The sequence below is a fragment of the Streptomyces sp. JL2001 genome (genome assembly GCF_050917515.1).
Taxonomy (GTDB): Bacteria; Actinomycetota; Actinomycetes; order Streptomycetales; family Streptomycetaceae; genus Streptomyces.
In genome coordinates, this window is the sequence record NZ_CP169421.1 from 2,305,985 (window position 1) to 2,322,734 (window position 16,750).

Genomic DNA, 16,750 nt, shown 5'->3' on the forward strand with positions numbered 1-16,750 from the left:
ACGGCCCCGCCGGTCGGGGTCCGTCCGCCCGGACAGGACCTAACGCAGGCCGGTGGAGCGGCTCAGCGCGGCCTGGATGAGGCGGTCGACCAGCTCCGGGTAGCTCACGCCGCTCTCCTGCCACATGCGCGGGTACATCGAGATCGGGGTGAAGCCGGGCATGGTGTTGATCTCGTTGATCACGAACTCGCCCTCGTCGGTGAGGAAGAAGTCCGCGCGCACCAGGCCCTCGCAGGACACGGCCTCGTAGGCGGCGACCGCGAGGCGCTGGACCTCGGCGGTGGCCTCGTCCCCGATCGGCGCCGGGACGATCCCGGAGGCCGAGTCGATGTACTTGGCCTCGAAGTCGTAGAAGTCGTGGTCCGTGACGGGCGGGATCTCGGCGGGCACGCTGGCGCGCGGGCCGTCCTCGAACTCCAGGACGCCGCACTCGATCTCGCGTCCGCGCAGCAGCGACTCGACGAGGATCTTGGGGTCGTGGCGGCGGGCCTCCTCGATGGCCTCGTCCAGGCCGGAGAGGTCGTCGACCTTGGTGATGCCCATCGAGGAGCCGCCGCGTGCGGGCTTCACGAAGAGCGGCCAGCCGTGGGTCGCGGCGAACTCCACGATCCGCTTGCGGGCGGCGGCCGGGTTCTGGTCCCACTCGCGGGGCCGGACGACCTCGTAGGGGCCGACGGGCAGGCCGAAGGAGGTGAAGACCCGCTTCATGTACTCCTTGTCCTGGCCGACGGCGGAGGCGAGGACGCCCGCGCCGACATAGGGGACTCCGGAGAGCTCCAGGAGGCCCTGGAGGGTGCCGTCCTCGCCGTAGGGGCCGTGGAGCATCGGGAAGACCACGTCGACCTCGCCCAGCGCCTTGGGCACGGCGCCGGGCTCCGTGTAGACGACCTCGCGGTTGGCCGGGTCGACGGAGAGGACGACGCCGCCCTGCTCGGACTCGGTGAGGTCGGCGACGCTCGGCAGGGAGCGGTCGGCGATGGCCATCCGCTCGGGGGCGTCGGCGGTCAGCGCCCAGCGGCCGTCGGTGGTGATACCGATGGGCAGCACGTCGTACTTGGTCCGGTCGATGGCGCGCAGGACCGCACCGGCCGTGACGACGGAGATGGCGTGCTCGGAGCTGCGTCCGCCGAAGACGACGGCCACGCGCGGCTTGCGGGGGCTCTGGGTGTTCTCGCTCATATCGCGATGAGCGTACCTTGCGCCTCCGGCGGGCCCGAGGGCCTGGTCCGCCGCGCGCGGGTCGTGTCCCGGAAGGTCCCGGTCCGCCGGTTCGGGCCTGGTCAGCGGCGCTCGGACTTGGCGCTGCGCGACATCAGTTCCTTGAGGGCGACGATGGGCGGCTTGCCCTCGTGGACGATGGAGACGACCGTCTCGGTGATCGGCATGTCGACCCCGTGGCGGCGGGCCAGATCCAGCACGGACTCGCAGGACTTGACGCCCTCGGCGGTCTGCTTGGTCGCGGCGATGGTCTCCTGGAGCGTCATGCCGCGGCCCAGGTTGGTGCCGAAGGTGTGGTTCCGGGACAGCGGCGAGGAGCAGGTGGCGACCAGGTCGCCGAGGCCCGCGAGGCCGGAGAAGGTGAGCGGGTCCGCGCCCATGGCGAGTCCGAGACGGGTGGTCTCGGCGAGGCCGCGGGTGATGAGGGTGGCCTTGGAGTTGTCGCCGAGGCCCATCCCGTCGGCGATGCCGACGGCGAGCCCGATGACGTTCTTGACCGCTCCGCCCAGTTCGCAGCCGACGACGTCGGTATTGGTGTAGGGGCGGAAGTAGGGGGTCATGCAGGCGCTCTGGAGGCGCTGGGCCACGCTCTCGTCGCTGCACGCCACGACGGCGGCGGCGGGCTGGCGGGCCGCGATCTCCTTGGCCAGGTTGGGTCCGGTGAGGACGGCGACGCGGTCGGAGGGGACCTTCGCGACCTCCTCGACGACTTCGCTCATGCGCTTGGCGGTGCCGAGTTCGACGCCCTTCATCAGGGAGACGAGGACGGTGCCGGGGGCCAGCAGGGGCGCCCACTCGGTGAGGTTGCGGCGCAGGGTCTGGGAGGGGACGACGAGGACGGTGAAGTCGGCGTCGCGGGCGGCCTCGGCGGGGTCGGTGGTGGCCCGGACGTTCTCCGGGAGCACGACGCCGGGCAGGTAGTCCGGGTTGGTGCGGGTGGTGTTGACCGCCTCGGCGAGTTCGGGCCGGCGGCCCCACAGGGTCACCTCGCAGCCGGCGTCGGCGAGCACCATCCCGAAGGCGGTCCCCCACGATCCCGTGCCGAAGACTGCTGCCTTGGTCACTTCATCCCTTCCCCTGCGGCCTTGCGCCGCTGTTCCATCCGGGCCTTGCGGTGGTCGTACGGCTCGGCGGGCGCCTTCTCCCCGCGGACGTCCTCCAGGAGCGCGGTGATCGCGGCCATGATGACCTCGGTCGCCTCGCGCAGCACCTCGGGCGTCGCCTCGAGGTCGTAGAAGCGGGAGAGGTCGACGGGCGGGCCGGCCTGCACGATCAGCGTCTTGCGCGGGAACAGGCGGAGCTTGTTCTCCTTGGCGTACGGCGGCATCGCGTGGTTGGCGCCCCACTGGGCGACCGGGATGACGGGGGCCCTGGTGAGCAGCGCGACGCGGGCGGCGCCGGTCTTGCCCGCCATGGGCCACATCTCGGGGTCGCGGGTGAGGGTGCCCTCGGGGTAGAACGCGACGCACTCGCCGCGCTCGATGGCGTCGACGGCGGCCCGGAAGGCGTCCAGGGCGTTGGTGGTCTCGCGGTAGACCGGGATCTGTCCCGTGCCGCGCAGCATCGTGCCGACGAACGAGCCTTTGAAGAGGCCGGCCTTGGCGAGGAATCGCGGGACCCGGCCGGTGTTGTACTGGTAATGCGCGTACGACAGCGGGTCCAGGTACGAGTTGTGGTTGACGGCGGTGATGAATCCGCCGTCCGCCGGAATGTGTTCCGTTCCGCGCCAGTCCCGCTTGAAGAGAACCACCAGCGGCGGTTTAGCGATGACCGCCGCCAGGCGGTACCAGAAGCCGATTCTGCGGCGGGACACTCGGACACCTTCCTCTGGGACTGGGTTTGCAGGGGGTCAAGTGTCGCCCCATGCCCCTGGTCTGTCGAGGACACCGTACGCCTCGGGTTCCCGGTCCCGCCGGGCGCCGGGCCAGCCGCCCGTCGGCCGGCAGCGCCGGGCGCCGGGTCACAATGGCCCCGATGAACACCGATCCGGATGGCGGCTGGTCCCTGGTCGTCCCCCTGAAGCCCCTTGTGCGGGCGAAGAGCAGGCTCGCGGCGGCCGCCGGGGAACGGTTGCGTCCACGGCTGGCGCTGGCGTTCGCGCAGGACACCGTGGCCGCGGCGCTGGAGAGTCCCGGCGTGCGGGATGTGGCGGTCGTCACGGACGATCACGCCGCCGGACTCGCTCTGGCGGCGCTCGGGGCGCGGATCGTGCCCGACGTGCCGGCCGCGGGGCTCAACGCGGCGCTGGCGCACGGGGTGCGGGCGGTGCGCCGGTCGCGCCCGGGGGCCCGGGTCGCGGCGCTGAACGCGGACCTGCCCGCGCTGCGGCCGGCGGAGCTCGGACGGGTCCTGGCGGTGGCCGGGGAATTCCCCCGGGCATTTCTCGCTGATGCGGCCGAAATCGGTACGACATTCCTCTCGGCGGGCTCCGGAGTGGAATTGGCCCCTGCTTTCGGAGGCCCTTCGCGTCGGCGGCATTTGTCGTCCGGGGCCGTGGAAATCCGGCTGGCGGGGGTCGATTCCGTGCGCCGGGACGTGGACACCGGCGAGGATCTGGCGGCGGCGCTCGCGCTGGGTGTCGGTCCGCGGACGGCCGCCCGCTGGGAACGCGCTGCCGGATAGGCTGCTGCCCATGCAGGCGACCGCGTTCACGTACGACCCCGAGACCCGCAGCGGCAGTGTGCTGCTCGACGACGGCACCCCCGTGGAGTTCGGGGCCGACGCCTTCGACGCGGGCGGGCTGCGGCTGCTGCGTCCGGGGCAGCGGGTGCGCATCGAGACGGAGCCGGCGGGCGATTCCGGGCCGCGCATCACGCTGATCACGCTGCAGACTCTCTGAACCGTCGCCGGAAGACCGGCGGAATTCGGCCATCCGGGGAGCGTCCGGCGGTCCGGACGGCCATCGGCGCGATCGGCGCGGCGGGTACGGCCGGCGCGGTCCGGGCGGCGGGGTAGGTACCCGACGGCCGCGGGCGTCTCCGGAACGCGCCGCGGGCCGGGCTCCCCGCGAGGGAGTCCGGCCCGGCGTGTGAGTGGCCCTTGGCCCTGGTGCCGCTTACAGATGCGTTACTTCTTGGCGGCGGTCTTCTTGGCGACGGTCTTGCGCGCCGTGGTCTTCTTGGCGGGCGCCTTCTTCGCCGTGGCCTTCTTCGCCGGCGCGGTCTTCTTGACGACGGTCTTCTTGGCCGTGGTCGTGGTCTTCTTCGCGGGGGTGGCCTTCTTGGCCGTGGTCGCGGTCTTCGCCGTCGTGGTCTTCTTGACGGCGACCTTCTTCGCGGCCGTGGTCTTCTTGACGGCGGTCTTCTTGGCGGGGGTCGCCTTCTTGGCGGCGGCCTTCTTCGCGGTGGTGGCCTTCTTCGCGGCGGCCTTCTTCACGGTCGCGGAAGCGCCGCCGGTGAGGCTGCCCTTGGGCGCCTTCTTGACGGAGACCTCGCCACCCTTGGGCAGCTTCTTCGAGCCGCTGACCAGGTCCTTGAAGCCCTGACCCGCACGGAAGCGCGGAACAGAGGTCTTCTTGACCCGCACCCGCTCCCCCGTCTGCGGGTTGCGCGCGTACCGGGCCGGACGGTCGACCTTCTCGAACGAACCGAAGCCGGTGACCGAGACCCGGTCCCCGCCGACCACGGCACGCACGATCGCGTCCAGCACCGCGTCGACAGCGTCCGCGGCCTGCTGACGGCCGCCGAGCTTGTCGGCAATCGCTTCTACGAGCTGCGCCTTGTTCACGTCTTCCCCTTCGGAGACATTGCCAGAACGAAAGTGTTCAAGCTTTTTCGCACGTTAGGCATGTATATACCGCAAATCAAACACGAAACGGGCTAATCACCCTAGTGCCGCAACGCAGAAGTGCCGTTGCGGAGTTCCTGGTGTCAGTCGCCTTCAGGGAATCGGCCCTCGTCGAGGTCCTTCATCAACCGGTCCAGACGCGTTGCCGCGTCCGCGAGATCGTGCTTCGCCGCCGCCGTCACGACCAGCAGCTTCCGGGACAGCGCCATCCTTACGCCCTCCGGGACTTGCAGTGAGCGCACTCTTGTGTGCGCTTCCTTCAATCGGGCGGCGACTGCCTCGTAGAGCTCGAGTTGGCTGTCGCGTTCCATGCACCGATTGTGCCATCTAGGGCGAGTTGTCGCCCGACGGGGTCTCAACAAGCGACTGCGCCCCCCACCGGACGGTGGGGGGCGCAGTCGTGGAAAAGCGCTGCTCAGGCGGTAATTGTACGGGGCTTGAAGGCCGGCCGTGCCGCCTCGTAGGCCGCGATGTCCGCTTCGTTCTGAAGGGTGAGGCTGATGTCGTCCAGGCCGTTCAGCAGTCGCCAGCGGGCGTTCTCGTCGAGCTCGAAGTCGGCGTCGATCCCGGCCGCGAGGACCTTCCGCTGCTCCAGGTCGACGGTGATCTCCGCGGTGGGGTCGGCCTCGGTCAGCTCCCAGAGCGCGTCCACGACCTTCTGGTCCAGGACCACGGTCAGGAGCCCGTTCTTCAGCGAGTTGCCGCGGAAGATGTCGGCGAACCGGGAGGAGACGACGGTCTTGAAGCCGTAGTTCTGCAGCGCCCAGACGGCGTGCTCACGCGAGGAGCCGGTGCCGAAGTCGGGGCCGGCCACCAGGACCGAGGCGCCCTGCCGCTCGGGGCGGTTGAGCACGAACTCGGAGTCCTTGCGCCAGGCCTCGAACAGGCCGTCCTCGAAGCCGTCGCGGGTGACCTTCTTCAGCCAGTGCGCGGGGATGATCTGGTCGGTGTCGACGTTGCTGCGGCGCAGCGGGACGGCCCGGCCGGTGTGGGTGGTGAAAGCTTCCATGGTTCCTCAGACCCCCGCGGGCGTAGCGACGTCGGACAGATCGGCCGGGGAGGCCAGGTGGCCCAGTACGGCGGTGGCGGCGGCGACCTGGGGCGAGACCAGGTGGGTCCGGCCGCCCTTGCCCTGCCGGCCCTCGAAGTTGCGGTTGGAGGTGGACGCGGAGCGCTCACCGGGTGCCAGCTGGTCGGGGTTCATGCCCAGGCACATCGAGCAGCCCGCGTGCCGCCATTCGGCGCCGGACTCCTTGAAGACCTTGTCCAGGCCCTCCTCGACGGCCTGCAGGGCGACCCGGACCGAGCCGGGGACGACCAGCATGCGGACGCCGTCGGCGACCTTGCGACCGCGCAGCAGGTCGGCGGCGTTGCGCAGGTCCTCGATGCGGCCGTTGGTGCAGGAGCCTACGAAGACGGTGTCGACCCGGATGTCGCGCAGCGGCTGTCCGGCGGTCAACCCCATGTACTCCAGGGCCTTTTCGGCGGCCAGGCGCTCCGAAGCGTCTTCGTACGAAGCCGGGTCGGGGACGTGCGCGGAAAGCGGCGCGCCCTGGCCCGGGTTGGTGCCCCAGGTGACGAACGGCGCCAGGGAGGCGGCGTCGATGACGACCTCGGCGTCGAAGACCGCGTCCTCGTCGGACTTCAGGGTCTTCCAGTACGCGACGGCGGCGTCCCAGTCCTCGCCCTCGGGGGCGTGGGCGCGGCCCTTCAGGTAGGCGAAGGTGGTCTCGTCGGGGGCGATCATGCCCGCGCGGGCGCCGGCCTCGATCGACATGTTGCAGATGGTCATCCGGGCTTCCATCGAGAGCTTCTCGATGGCGGAGCCGCGGTACTCCAGGATGTAGCCCTGGCCGCCGCCGGTGCCGATCTTCGCGATGATCGCCAGGATCAGGTCCTTGGCCGTGACGTCGTCGGGCAGCTCGCCGTCGACGGTGATGGCCATCGTCTTGGGGCGGGCCAGCGGCAGCGTCTGGGTGGCCAGCACGTGCTCGACCTGGCTGGTGCCGATGCCGAACGCCAGCGCGCCGAAGGCGCCGTGGGTGGAGGTGTGGGAGTCTCCGCAGACCACGGTCGTGCCGGGCTGGGTCAGACCCAGCTGCGGGCCGACGACGTGGACGACACCCTGCTCGACGTCGCCCAGCGGGTGCAGCCGTACGCCGAACTCGGCGCAGTTCTTCCGCAGGGTCTCCAACTGCGCGCGGGAGACGGGGTCGGCGATCGGCTTGTCGATGTCGAGGGTCGGGGTGTTGTGGTCCTCGGTGGCGATGGTGAGGTCGAGGCGCCGCACCGGGCGGCCGTTCTGGCGCAGGCCGTCGAACGCCTGGGGGCTGGTCACCTCGTGCAGCAGGTGCAGATCGATGAAGAGGAGGTCGGGCTCGCCCTCGGCGCGCCGGACGACATGGTCGTCCCAGACCTTCTCCGCGAGTGTCCTACCCATCGCTTTCCCTCCGGCCGGCGTGGTGTGCCGGCACTTCTAGAGACATGTGGGCCCACGTCCGTACCCCACGCGCCGGACGCCGGCTGCGGACCCGATTGGTCCGCGGGCCGCACGTACAGGTTCGCAAGTTCCCAGGAAAATTGAACTTGCGTTTCACAGAGTGAGACGCGAATATCGTTGCATGGACAACTCTAGCGGCGTAGGCGTTCTCGACAAGGCAGCCCTTGTCCTGAGCGCCCTGGAGTCCGGTCCGGCCACCCTCGCAGGTCTGGTCGCGGCGACGGGACTCGCACGACCCACGGCACACCGACTCGCCGTGGCACTGGAACACCACCGGATGGTGGCGCGCGACATGCAGGGCCGGTTCATCCTCGGACCGCGCCTGGCGGAGCTCGCCGCCGCGGCCGGTGAGGACCGTCTGCTCGCCACGGCGGGCCCGGTGCTGACGCACCTGCGCGACGTCACCGGCGAGAGCGCCCAGCTCTACCGCCGGCAGGGCGACATGCGCATCTGCGTGGCGGCCGCCGAGCGCCTCTCGGGCCTGCGGGACACCGTGCCGGTCGGCTCCACGCTGACCATGAAGGCCGGCTCCTCCGCGCAGATCCTGATGGCCTGGGAGGAGCCCGAGCGCCTCCACCGCGGTCTCCAGGGTGCCCGGTTCACGGCGACGGCCCTGTCGGGCGTACGGCGCCGCGGCTGGGCCCAGTCGATCGGCGAGCGGGAGCCGGGCGTCGCGTCCGTCTCCGCGCCCGTGCGCGGTCCCTCGAACCGCGTCGTGGCCGCCGTGTCGGTCTCCGGCCCGATCGAGCGCCTGACCCGCCACCCGGGCCGTATGCACGCCCAGGCGGTCATCGACGCCGCCGCCCGCCTCTCCGAGGCACTCCGCCGCACCGGCTGATCCCCCGCTCCTCCGTCCGATCCGGCCCACCGCTCCAACGCCGCAGCGGTGGGCCGGAGTTGTGTGTGCCGTGGCCGGACGACGAAGAAGCCCTCCCCCGAAGGGAAGGGCTTCTCTCGTGGTACCCCCGACCGGATTCGAACCGGCGCTACCGCCTTGAGAGGGCGGCGTGCTAGGCCGCTACACAACGGGGGCCTTGCGGATCAGATCCGCGTTTTGCAGATGAGCTCTGCGAGCTGGCCTACCAGGACTCGAACCTAGAATGACGGTACCAGAAACCGTAGTGTTGCCAATTACACCATAGGCCATGGTGGGTTGAACCAGTACCCCCGACCGGATTCGAACCGGCGCTACCGCCTTGAGAGGGCGGCGTGCTAGGCCGCTACACAACGGGGGCCCTAGCGATCCCATCCGGCACCAGAGTGCCGGATGATGTCACCGCATGATCACCGGGTGCGACCCTGGTGATCCGCAGGATGGATCTGTACCCCCGACCGGATTCGAACCGGCGCTACTGCCTTGAGAGGGCAGCGTGCTAGGCCGCTACACAACGGGGGCTTTGCGGATCAGGATCCGCGTGGTGCAGATGAGCTCTGCGAGCTGGCCTACCAGGACTCGAACCTAGACTAACGGAACCAGAAACCGTCGTGCTGCCAATTACACCATAGGCCACCAAAACTCAATCCCTTGCGGGGATCTTGTTCGGGTTGTGCTCCGTGGGTTTCGGCCTTTCGGCTTGCTCCCCTCGGCGCAGGAAGAACATTACCCGAAGGTGTCCGGCGCTCCAAAACGGGTATCCCCGCCCAGCAGCGGAGGGAGCTGGTGGAGGTCGGTGATGCGGGTCAGCTCCGGCCGCCCGCCGGTCCCCGCCCGGTCCAGCCAGATGCCCAGGAGGCCGGCCTCGACGGCTCCGCGCGCGTCGATGTCGGGCTGGTCGCCGACGTACGCGACCTCGTGCGGCGGCAGGCCCAGGGCGGTGCAGGCGGCGTGGAAGGCCTCGGCGGCCGGCTTGGCGTATCCGAGTTCGGCGGCGCACACCACGGCCTCGAACCGGTCGCGCACACCGAGGACGCGCAGTTTGCGCTCCTGGTTGTGGATGCTCGAGTTCGACAGGACGGCGTGACGGTAGTCACCCGCCAGCAGGTCCAGGACGGGCACGGAGTCGGGGAAGAGCTCCCACGCGGCCTCGTAGTGGGCGAGATAGCGCCCGAACCAGGCGTCGGCCTCGGCCGCGCCCAGATCCTCCCGCCCCAGGAAGTCGCGCACGCGCTCGCGCCGCTGCTCCTGGAAGTCGACGCCGCCGGCCTCGAAGCGCCGCCAGTGGACGACCGTGAGCTCCTGCCACCGGCGGAGGGCCTCGGCGACGGAGCCGAATCCTCCGGACCGCCCCCCGGGCGCCGCGCCGGCGTCCGCGGCCCGGTCACCGGCCGAACTCCCGGACGGGTCCCCGGAGGGGCCCACGGCGAGGCCCTCGGCCGCGAGGTGGTCGCGCATGCCCGCGAGGTCGGCGCGGGCGTAGTCGAAGAGGGTGTCGTCGATGTCCCACAGGACGGCGCGAATGACCATGGACCCACGGTACGTGAGCCTCGACACACCGACGGCTGTCGGGATCGCCCCGCCGGTGTGCGGGCGCGGGCTCCGCACCCGGCCGCACCGCTCCCGCGACGCCGACGAGGCCCGGCTCCCCGCAGGGGACCGGGCCTCGTCGGCGTGTGTGCTCGTTACTGGGCGGCGAGCTTCGCCAGGGCCGCGTCGATACGGGCCAGGGTCTTCTCCCGGCCCAGGATCTCCAGGGACTCGAAGAGCGGCAGGCCGACCGTGCGGCCGGTGACGGCGACGCGGACCGGGGCCTGCGCCTTGCCGAGCTTCAGACCGTGCTCCTCGCCGGCGACCAGGACGGCGTTCTTGAGCGACTCCGGGTCGCTCCAGTCCGCGGCCTGGAGCTTCTCGCGCGCGGTGGTGAGCAGCGCGGCCGGCTCGCCCTTCATCGCCTTGTCCCAGGAGGGCTGGTCGAAGACGGGCTCGGGCAGGAAGAGGAAGTCGACGTTGGCCGTGATGTCCGAGAGGACGGTGACCCGCGTCTGGGCGTAGGGGGCGATGGCCTCCCACGCCGCGCGGTCGAAGTCCTCGGGAGCCCACGCGGCGTGCGGGGCCTGCAGCCACGGCTCGCAGGCCGCCGTGAACGCCTTCTCGTCCAGCATGCGGATGTGGTCGGCGTTGATCGACTCGGCCTTCTTGAGGTCGAAGCGCGCCGGGTTGGCGTTCACGTCGGCGATGTCGAACTTCGCCACCATCTGGTCGATGGTGAAGAGGTCCTGGTCGGCCGAGAAGGACCAGCCGAGCAGGGAGAGGTAGTTCAGCAGGCCCTCGGGGAGGAAGCCGCGCTCCCGGTAGAGGTTGAGGGACGCCTGCGGGTCGCGCTTGGAGAGCTTCTTGTTGCCCTCGCCCATCACGTACGGGAGGTGGCCGAAGGCCGGGATCTCCTTGGCGACGCCCAGCTCGATCAGCGCCTTGTAGAGCGCGATCTGGCGCGGGGTGGAGGACAGCAGGTCCTCGCCACGCAGCACGTGGGTGATCTCCATGAGCGCGTCGTCGACCGGGTTGACCAGGGTGTACAGCGGGGCGCCGTTGGCGCGCACGATGCCGTAGTCCGGGACGTTGTCCGGGGTGAAGGTGAGCTCGCCGCGGACCAGGTCGTGGAAGGTGATCGGCTCGTCCGGCATCTTGAAGCGGACGATGGACTCGCGGCCCTCGGCGCGGTAGCGCTCGATGCGCTCGGCGCTCAGGTTGCGGCACGTGCCGTCGTAGCCCGAGGGCTTGCCGGCCAGGCGGGCCGCGTCGCGACGGGCTTCCAGCTCCACGGCGGTGCAGAAGCAGTGGTAGGCGTACCCGCCGTCGAGCAGCTTCTCCGCGACGTCCCGGTAGATGTCCATCCGCTGCGACTGGCGGTACGGGGCGTGCGGGCCGCCGACCTCGTCCGGTCCCTCGTCCCAGGTGAAGCCGAGCCAGCGCAGCGAGTCGAGCAGCTGCTGGTACGACTCCTCGGAGTCGCGCGCCGCGTCGGTGTCCTCGATGCGGAAGACGAACGTGCCGCCGTGGTGGCGGGCGAACGCCCAGTTGAAGAGGGCGGTGCGGACCAGGCCCACGTGGGGGTTGCCGGTCGGGGAGGGACAGAAACGTACGCGGACGTTCGCGTTAGCCACGCTTGATCACCCTGTTGGTGAGAGTGCCGATGCCTTCGATGGTGACGGCGACCTCGTCGCCGACGTTGAGGGGGCCGACCCCGGCCGGGGTGCCGGTGAGGATGACGTCGCCGGGAAGGAGCGTCATGGCCTCGGTGATGTGGACGACCAGGTCCTCGACGGAGCGGATCATGTCGCTCGTGCGGCCGAGCTGGCGCTGTTCGCCGTTGACCGTGGCCTGGATGGTGAGGTCGCCCGGGTCGAGCTCGGTCTCGACCCAGGGCCCGAGCGGGCAGCTGGTGTCGAAGCCCTTGGCCCGGGCCCACTGCTTCTCGCGCCGCTGGGCGTCGCGGGCGGTGACGTCGTTGGCGCAGGTGTAGCCGAAGACGACGTCCTTGACGCGCTCGCGCGGTACCTCGCGGCACATGCGGCCGATGACCACGGCCAGTTCGGCCTCGTGGTGCAGCTCGTTCGAGAAGGAGGGGTACTCGATGGCGTCGCCGGAGCCGATCACGGAGGTGGTCGGCTTGAAGAAGGCGACCGGGACGTCCGGGACCTCGTTGCCGAGTTCGGCGGCGTGCTCGGCGTAGTTGCGGCCGATGGCCACGACCTTGTTGGGGAGCACGGGAGGCAGGAGCCGTACCTTGCTCAGCGGGACCTTGGTGCCGCTGAGCTCGAAGTCGGTGTACGGGATGCCCTTGATGATGTCGAGGACCAGGCCGCCGGACTCGACGGTTCCCTCGCCCTCGACGGCGCCGAAGGCGACATTGCCGTCGATGGAGAATCTGGCGATGCGCACGAGTGCTGTCGCCCCTCACTTGCTACTGGCTGGAGTCTGACGCTCCAGGCTAACGCGGCGAGGGGCGCCGCCACCGCCTCTTAAAGGGCGGGCTGCGGCGTCGCGGGGGCGGTCATGAGGACCGTGCGACGCGGGTTGGCGGTCTGCGTGGGAAGGTCGACCGCGTGCTCCGGCTGGGCGCCCAGGTCGAGGCGGGCGGCGTCCTCGAGGTGGGCGAGCGTCGTACGGCGGGGGTTGGCCGTGGAGCGGAGCACCATCGTCGTCTTCATCACGGGTGGGAGACCTCTACAGAGTGGGGGCACTTGTAAAACGTCAGGCTAAGCATGCGGCTCCCTTCGAATGCATGGGGAAGGCACCCGTCCGTGTGTGAGTTTGCTCACGGCCTGACGGACAACCCGGACATTACAGGCGGCGTCCGAGTGTCAAACAAACGGACATTACGCCACTGAATGCTCCATTCCGCTCCTGATCATCGCGACTGGGACACTAGGGCCGCGTGGGCCTTTGGGAGTGATACGCCCGATTCCTCCGTGATCATCTTCTACATGGGGTGACACGATGTTCACGGGTTGTTATACCTCTCGTGGCCCGAGACCCAGCCCTTGTTGGAGATCCGGCACTGTGCTGGAATTCCACGCACCGTCGCGGGCTTCAAGCCGGCGCGCAGGGGGCGCAACGCAGCGCCGGGTGAGCGGCGGGAAGGGGGATCTGCGCCGGTCACCGACGACCACCATGGGGTGCATTCCGCACCCCGAGACGCCGACACCGTCCGCTCCGTTCACCCGGAAGGACGCCTGGTCCAGAGGTTGCGACGCTAGTGCAGGGACGTTTCAAGAGGGATGGCAGCGCTGCGGCCGAGCAGGAGCCGCGCGCCGGAACCGACCGCGGTTCCTCGGCCCCGCACACCCAGACCCCTGGGCAGGGCACGGCCGGCGAGGGCGGTGACGCTTCCAAGCGGGGCGGTTCCACCAGCGCGGCCGCGCCGCCGCCGATCAAGACCGAGGTCGACTCCGGCCCCCGAATAGCGCTGCGGAACTGGCGCATCTCGACGCGCCTGGTGGCGCTGCTGACCCTGCCCGTGGTCGCGGCCACCAGCCTCGGCGGCATCCGCATCAGCGAGTCGCTCCAGGACATGGAGCAGCTGGAGCACATGCAGCTGCTGACCAAGATGACCAAGGAGGCCACGGACCTCGCCAAGGCCCTCCAGGAGGAGCGCGACAAGTCCGCCGGTCCCCTGTCCAACGGCCGTTCGCCTAACGACTACCAGGTCGCCCAGCCGCGCGCGGTCACCGACCGGGCCCAGAAGGAGTTCCTGGCGGCCACCGAGGGCATCGGTGACACCGAGGGCGACGAGGCCCTGCAGGGCATCCGCCAGAGCGTCAGCCAGATCACCGCGCAGATCGTCAAGATCAAGGCGATCCGGGGAGAGGCCTACACCCAGGCCTCGCACTCGGTGACGGTCGAGGCGTACAGCCGGCTCATCCGGTCCCTCCTCAGCCTGTCCCAGGACATGGCCCAGGCGACCAGCAACCCGGACATGATCAAGCGCACCCGTGCGCTCGCCGCCTTCTCCTCCGCCAAGGAGTACGCCTCCATCCAGCAGGCGATCATCGCCGCCGGTCTCCCCTCCGGCGACGACAAGCGCGGCAAGCTGGAACCGGGCGACCGTCTCTACGGTGAGGCCGCCCGCGAGAGCGAGGACGTCGAGCTCAAGACCTTCGCGACGATCTACGAGTCGGCCGGCGGCGACGCCAACGAGCTGATCGCACCGCTGACCACCGGCAACCCCTCCATCGAGGCCGCCGACGAGTACGCGGGCCGTGTCCTGCGGAGCTCCACCGGCCTCGACAACATCACCGCCCGCGGTCACCTGAACTTCACCGACGAGTACGGCACGAAGATCACCGCGATGAACACCATCGAGGCCACCCTCCTCGGTGAGATGGAGAGCAAGGCCCGCGAGCTGCGCTCCGAGTCGCAGCGCGAAGCGATCATCAACGGTGCGCTGATCCTCCTCGTGCTCGGTGTCTCCCTCGTCGGCGCCTTCGTCGTGGCCCGGTCCATGATCCGGTCGCTGCGCCGGCTCCAGGACACCGCCACGAAGGTCGCCCAGGAACGTCTGCCCGAGCTCGTCAAGCAGCTCTCCGAGACCGACCCGCAGGACGTCGACACCTCCGTCGAGTCCGTCGGTGTGCACTCCCGGGACGAGATCGGCCAGGTGGCCGCGGCCTTCGACGACGTGCACCGCGAGGCCGTCCGTCTCGCCGCCGAGCAGGCGCTGCTGCGAGGCAACGTCAACGCGATGTTCACCAACCTCTCGCGCCGCTCGCAGGGCCTCATCCAGCGTCAGCTCTCGCTCATCTCCGAGCTGGAGTCCCGCGAGGCCGACCCGGACCAGCTGTCCTCGCTGTTCAAGCTCGACCACCTCGCCACCCGCATGCGCCGTAACGGTGAGAACCTCCTCGTCCTCGCCGGTGAGGAGCCCGGCCGCCGCTGGACCCGTCCGGTCCCGCTGGTCGACGTCCTGCGTGCCGCCGCGTCCGAGGTGGAGCAGTACGAGCGCATCGAACTCGCCGCCGTCCCGGCGACCGAGGTCGCCGGCCGTGTCGTCAACGACCTCGTGCACCTCCTCGCCGAGCTGCTCGAGAACGCCACGTCGTTCTCCTCGCCGCAGACGAAGGTCCGGGTCACCGGTCACGCGCTGCCCGACGGCCGGGTGCTCGTCGAGATCCACGACACCGGCATCGGCCTCTCCCCAGAGGACCTCGCCGCGATCAACGAGCGGCTCGCGTCGCCGCCCACCGTGGACGTCTCGGTCTCGCGCCGCATGGGTCTGTTCGTGGTCGGCCGCCTGTCCCTGCGACACGGCATCCGCATCCAGCTGCGTCCGTCGGACTCCGGCGGCACCACCGCGCTCGTCATGCTCCCCGTCGACGTCGCCCAGGGCGGCAAGAAGCCGGCCCCCAAGCAGGGTGCCGGTGGCCAGGGCGCGATGCCGCAGGGCAACTCCGCCCCCGGCGGCCGGCTCGCCGGCGGCCCGGGTGCGTCCGGTGGTCCCGGCGGCGGTCGTCCGGGGCTCGGCGGTGCGCCGTCCTCCGCGGCCGGCCGGCTCGGTGCCGCGTCGGGCGCCCCGCGCGGCCAGGTCGGCGCGGGCAACGGTCCGCGTGCCGCGCTCCCCGGTCAGAACGGTCCCCAGGGGCCGGGTCAGGGCCAGGGCAACCAGGGTCCGCAGACCGCGCAGCTCCCGAAGGTTCCCCAGGAGCCGCAGCGTCCGGGCATGGGCGGTGCGGGCGGGTTCGCCGGCGGCGCTCAGCGCGCCATCCCGTCCCGTACGGACGTCTGGGGCAACCAGAGCCAGAACCAGCAGGCCCCGCAGGCCCCCCAGCCGCAGCAGGCGCAGCACGCCCCGCAGCAGCAGGGCCAGCAGGGTGCCCACCCCAACCAGGGTGGCTACCCGCGCCCCGAGCTCCCCGGCAACCAGCAGCAGCGACCGCAGTCCACCAGCTGGGGCAACGACCAGGCTCAGCCGGTCCGCCGTCCGCAGCAGGAGATGTCGCCGCTCGACGCGCCGCGTGGGCACGAGGAGCCGGACACCACGGGTCAGTACGCCCGTCCCGGGGCCCCGCAGGGCCCGGGCTCCACGGGTCAGTTCCCGCGGCCGGACTTCAACCAGCAGCAGGCCCCGCAGGGGTACCAGCCCGCACCGCAGGACCCGGCCTCCACCGGGCAGTTCCCGCGGCCGGACTTCAACCAGCAGCAGGGTTACCAGCAGCAGGCCCCGCAGCAGCCGGCTCCGCGTCAGCGTGGCGGCGGCGACTACGGTGCGCCGCGCCCCGCCGGCAACCTGCCGCAGCAGCCCCAGCAGCCGCAGCCCCGGCTCCAGCAGCCGCGTCAGCCCGAGGCCCTGCCTCCGGCGAGCGGTTCCGGCGACGGTCGTACCCCGCTGTACGACACGCTGGAGACCAACTGGTTCCACGGGCAGGCGCAGGGCCAGGCCCCGGGTCAGCCGGACGACGGCCGGGTGCCGGACGCCGAGCGGACGACCCAGAGCCCGGCCGTGCCGCAGCAGCCGGCGCAGCGCCGTCCCGCCGCCCCCCAGGGCGCCGGCGACACGGGTCAGCAGGCCGCCGCCTGGCGGACCTCCCCCAATGACGAGCTGGTGCGCCAGGCCGAGCGGGTGCGCAAGCCCGCGGCCGGCGGTGTCACCACCTCCGGGCTCCCGCGGCGGGTGCCGCGCGCCAACCTCGTACCCGGGACCGCCCAGGAGCAGGCCCACACGGCCGGCCCCCAGGTCTCGCGTGCACCCGACGACGTCCGTGGCCGACTCACCAACCTGCGCCGCGGCATCCAGCAGGGCCGCCAGGCGGGCAACTCCACCACGGGCAGCTTCCACCTCGGCCCCACCCACCAGCAGGAGCGTTAGTTGA

15 protein-coding genes and 5 tRNA genes are annotated in these 16,750 nt (G+C 70.8%); 4 read left to right on the forward strand and 16 right to left on the reverse strand.

From position 1 onward, the window contains the following. Window positions 1-39: 39 nt before the first annotated feature. From ACE1OA_RS09985 to ACE1OA_RS09995, 3 genes are all read right to left on the reverse strand, one after another. Window positions 40-1,179 (reverse strand): D-alanine--D-alanine ligase family protein, encoded by a 1,140-nt coding sequence (locus tag ACE1OA_RS09985; protein ID WP_356604569.1) that lies wholly within the window; start codon window positions 1,177-1,179, stop codon window positions 40-42. A 101-nt stretch (window positions 1,180-1,280) separates the two neighbouring features. Next, window positions 1,281-2,282 (reverse strand): NAD(P)H-dependent glycerol-3-phosphate dehydrogenase, encoded by a 1,002-nt coding sequence (locus tag ACE1OA_RS09990; RefSeq protein ID WP_356604571.1) that lies wholly within the window; start codon window positions 2,280-2,282, stop codon window positions 1,281-1,283. Then, window positions 2,279-3,031, reverse strand: coding sequence for a lysophospholipid acyltransferase family protein (locus ACE1OA_RS09995; protein WP_356604573.1), 753 nt, complete (start codon window positions 3,029-3,031; stop codon window positions 2,279-2,281). Before ACE1OA_RS09995 ends, ACE1OA_RS09990 begins: the two co-directional genes overlap by 4 nt. A gap of 161 nt (window positions 3,032-3,192) precedes the next feature. Between ACE1OA_RS09995 and cofC the strand changes: the two genes are divergently transcribed. Continuing rightward, window positions 3,193-3,840, forward strand: coding sequence for a 2-phospho-L-lactate guanylyltransferase (cofC, locus tag ACE1OA_RS10000; protein WP_361312035.1), 648 nt, complete (start codon window positions 3,193-3,195; stop codon window positions 3,838-3,840). A 10-nt stretch (window positions 3,841-3,850) separates the two neighbouring features. Next, window positions 3,851-4,057, forward strand: coding sequence for a hypothetical protein (locus tag ACE1OA_RS10005; protein ID WP_356604577.1), 207 nt, complete (start codon window positions 3,851-3,853; stop codon window positions 4,055-4,057). A 227-nt stretch (window positions 4,058-4,284) separates the two neighbouring features. Here the strand turns inward: ACE1OA_RS10005 and ACE1OA_RS10010 are convergent, their stop codons facing one another. The 4 genes from ACE1OA_RS10010 to leuC form a co-directional block, all read right to left on the reverse strand. Beyond that, entirely contained in the window at window positions 4,285-4,944 is a 660-nt protein-coding gene (locus tag ACE1OA_RS10010; protein ID WP_356604579.1) for an HU family DNA-binding protein, read from the reverse strand. Window positions 4,945-5,087: 143 nt separating this feature from the next. After that, window positions 5,088-5,315 carry a hypothetical protein gene (locus ACE1OA_RS10015; RefSeq protein WP_432752656.1) on the reverse strand — a complete coding sequence of 76 codons (228 nt, stop codon included), beginning with the start codon at window positions 5,313-5,315 and terminating at the stop codon, window positions 5,088-5,090. A 104-nt stretch (window positions 5,316-5,419) separates the two neighbouring features. Then, window positions 5,420-6,013, reverse strand: a complete 594-nt coding sequence (gene leuD / locus ACE1OA_RS10020) for a 3-isopropylmalate dehydratase small subunit (protein ID WP_147979840.1) — start codon at window positions 6,011-6,013, stop codon at window positions 5,420-5,422. A 6-nt stretch (window positions 6,014-6,019) separates the two neighbouring features. Next, the gene (leuC, locus tag ACE1OA_RS10025; protein ID WP_356775323.1) at window positions 6,020-7,444 is read right to left on the reverse strand and encodes a 3-isopropylmalate dehydratase large subunit; all 1,425 of its coding nucleotides are present in this window, start codon (window positions 7,442-7,444) and stop codon (window positions 6,020-6,022) included. A 181-nt stretch (window positions 7,445-7,625) separates the two neighbouring features. Here leuC and ndgR point away from each other — a divergent pair, with 181 nt between their 5' ends. Next, window positions 7,626-8,342, forward strand: coding sequence for an IclR family transcriptional regulator NdgR (ndgR, locus tag ACE1OA_RS10030; RefSeq protein WP_015036427.1), 717 nt, complete (start codon window positions 7,626-7,628; stop codon window positions 8,340-8,342). Window positions 8,343-8,461: 119 nt separating this feature from the next. On the opposite strand, the gene ACE1OA_RS10035 is transcribed toward ndgR, so the two are convergent. From ACE1OA_RS10035 to ACE1OA_RS10075, 9 genes are all read right to left on the reverse strand, one after another. Further along, window positions 8,462-8,537, reverse strand: a tRNA-Glu gene (locus ACE1OA_RS10035). A 41-nt stretch (window positions 8,538-8,578) separates the two neighbouring features. After that, window positions 8,579-8,650: transfer RNA gene (locus ACE1OA_RS10040), tRNA-Gln, on the reverse strand. Window positions 8,651-8,666: 16 nt separating this feature from the next. Beyond that, window positions 8,667-8,739: transfer RNA gene (locus tag ACE1OA_RS10045), tRNA-Glu, on the reverse strand. 88 nt (window positions 8,740-8,827) lie between these two features. Then, a tRNA-Glu gene (locus tag ACE1OA_RS10050) sits at window positions 8,828-8,900 on the reverse strand. Window positions 8,901-8,942: 42 nt separating this feature from the next. Then, window positions 8,943-9,014: transfer RNA gene (locus tag ACE1OA_RS10055), tRNA-Gln, on the reverse strand. A gap of 90 nt (window positions 9,015-9,104) precedes the next feature. Then, a complete protein-coding gene (locus tag ACE1OA_RS10060) occupies window positions 9,105-9,908 on the reverse strand; it encodes an HAD family hydrolase (RefSeq protein ID WP_384868461.1) in 804 nt (267 codons plus the stop codon). Between the two features lie 155 nt (window positions 9,909-10,063). Beyond that, window positions 10,064-11,545, reverse strand: a complete 1,482-nt coding sequence (gltX, locus tag ACE1OA_RS10065) for a glutamate--tRNA ligase (RefSeq protein WP_356775327.1) — start codon at window positions 11,543-11,545, stop codon at window positions 10,064-10,066. Beyond that, complete coding sequence (locus tag ACE1OA_RS10070) at window positions 11,538-12,323, reverse strand: fumarylacetoacetate hydrolase family protein (protein WP_356604586.1); 786 nt, start codon at window positions 12,321-12,323, stop codon at window positions 11,538-11,540. The genes gltX and ACE1OA_RS10070 overlap by 8 nt, the downstream gene beginning before the upstream one ends. 80 nt (window positions 12,324-12,403) lie before the next feature. Further along, on the reverse strand, window positions 12,404-12,592 hold the full coding sequence (locus ACE1OA_RS10075; RefSeq protein ID WP_356604617.1) for a hypothetical protein: 189 nt from the start codon (window positions 12,590-12,592) through the stop codon (window positions 12,404-12,406). Window positions 12,593-13,140: 548 nt separating this feature from the next. On the opposite strand from ACE1OA_RS10075, the gene ACE1OA_RS10080 reads away from it, so the two are divergent. Next, window positions 13,141-16,746 (forward strand): sensor histidine kinase, encoded by a 3,606-nt coding sequence (locus ACE1OA_RS10080; RefSeq protein ID WP_386546100.1) that lies wholly within the window; start codon window positions 13,141-13,143, stop codon window positions 16,744-16,746. Window positions 16,747-16,750: the final 4 nt, after the last annotated feature.

What these genes read in the sequence shown, in the direction of transcription:
- ACE1OA_RS09985 (WP_356604569.1), bottom strand. Translation starts at nt 1,179, where the DNA reads ATGAGCGAGAACACCCAGAGCCCCCGCAAGCCGCGCGTGGCCGTCGTC.
- cofC (WP_361312035.1), top strand. Translation starts at nt 3,193, where the DNA reads ATGAACACCGATCCGGATGGCGGCTGGTCCCTGGTCGTCCCCCTGAAG.
- ACE1OA_RS10005 (WP_356604577.1), top strand. Translation starts at nt 3,851, where the DNA reads ATGCAGGCGACCGCGTTCACGTACGACCCCGAGACCCGCAGCGGCAGT.
- ACE1OA_RS10015 (WP_432752656.1), bottom strand. Translation starts at nt 5,315, where the DNA reads ATGGAACGCGACAGCCAACTCGAGCTCTACGAGGCAGTCGCCGCCCGA.
- leuD (WP_147979840.1), bottom strand. Translation starts at nt 6,013, where the DNA reads ATGGAAGCTTTCACCACCCACACCGGCCGGGCCGTCCCGCTGCGCCGC.
- leuC (WP_356775323.1), bottom strand. Translation starts at nt 7,444, where the DNA reads ATGGGTAGGACACTCGCGGAGAAGGTCTGGGACGACCATGTCGTCCGG.
- ndgR (WP_015036427.1), top strand. Translation starts at nt 7,626, where the DNA reads ATGGACAACTCTAGCGGCGTAGGCGTTCTCGACAAGGCAGCCCTTGTC.
- ACE1OA_RS10060 (WP_384868461.1), bottom strand. Translation starts at nt 9,908, where the DNA reads ATGGTCATTCGCGCCGTCCTGTGGGACATCGACGACACCCTCTTCGAC.
- ACE1OA_RS10075 (WP_356604617.1), bottom strand. Translation starts at nt 12,592, where the DNA reads ATGAAGACGACGATGGTGCTCCGCTCCACGGCCAACCCCCGCCGTACG.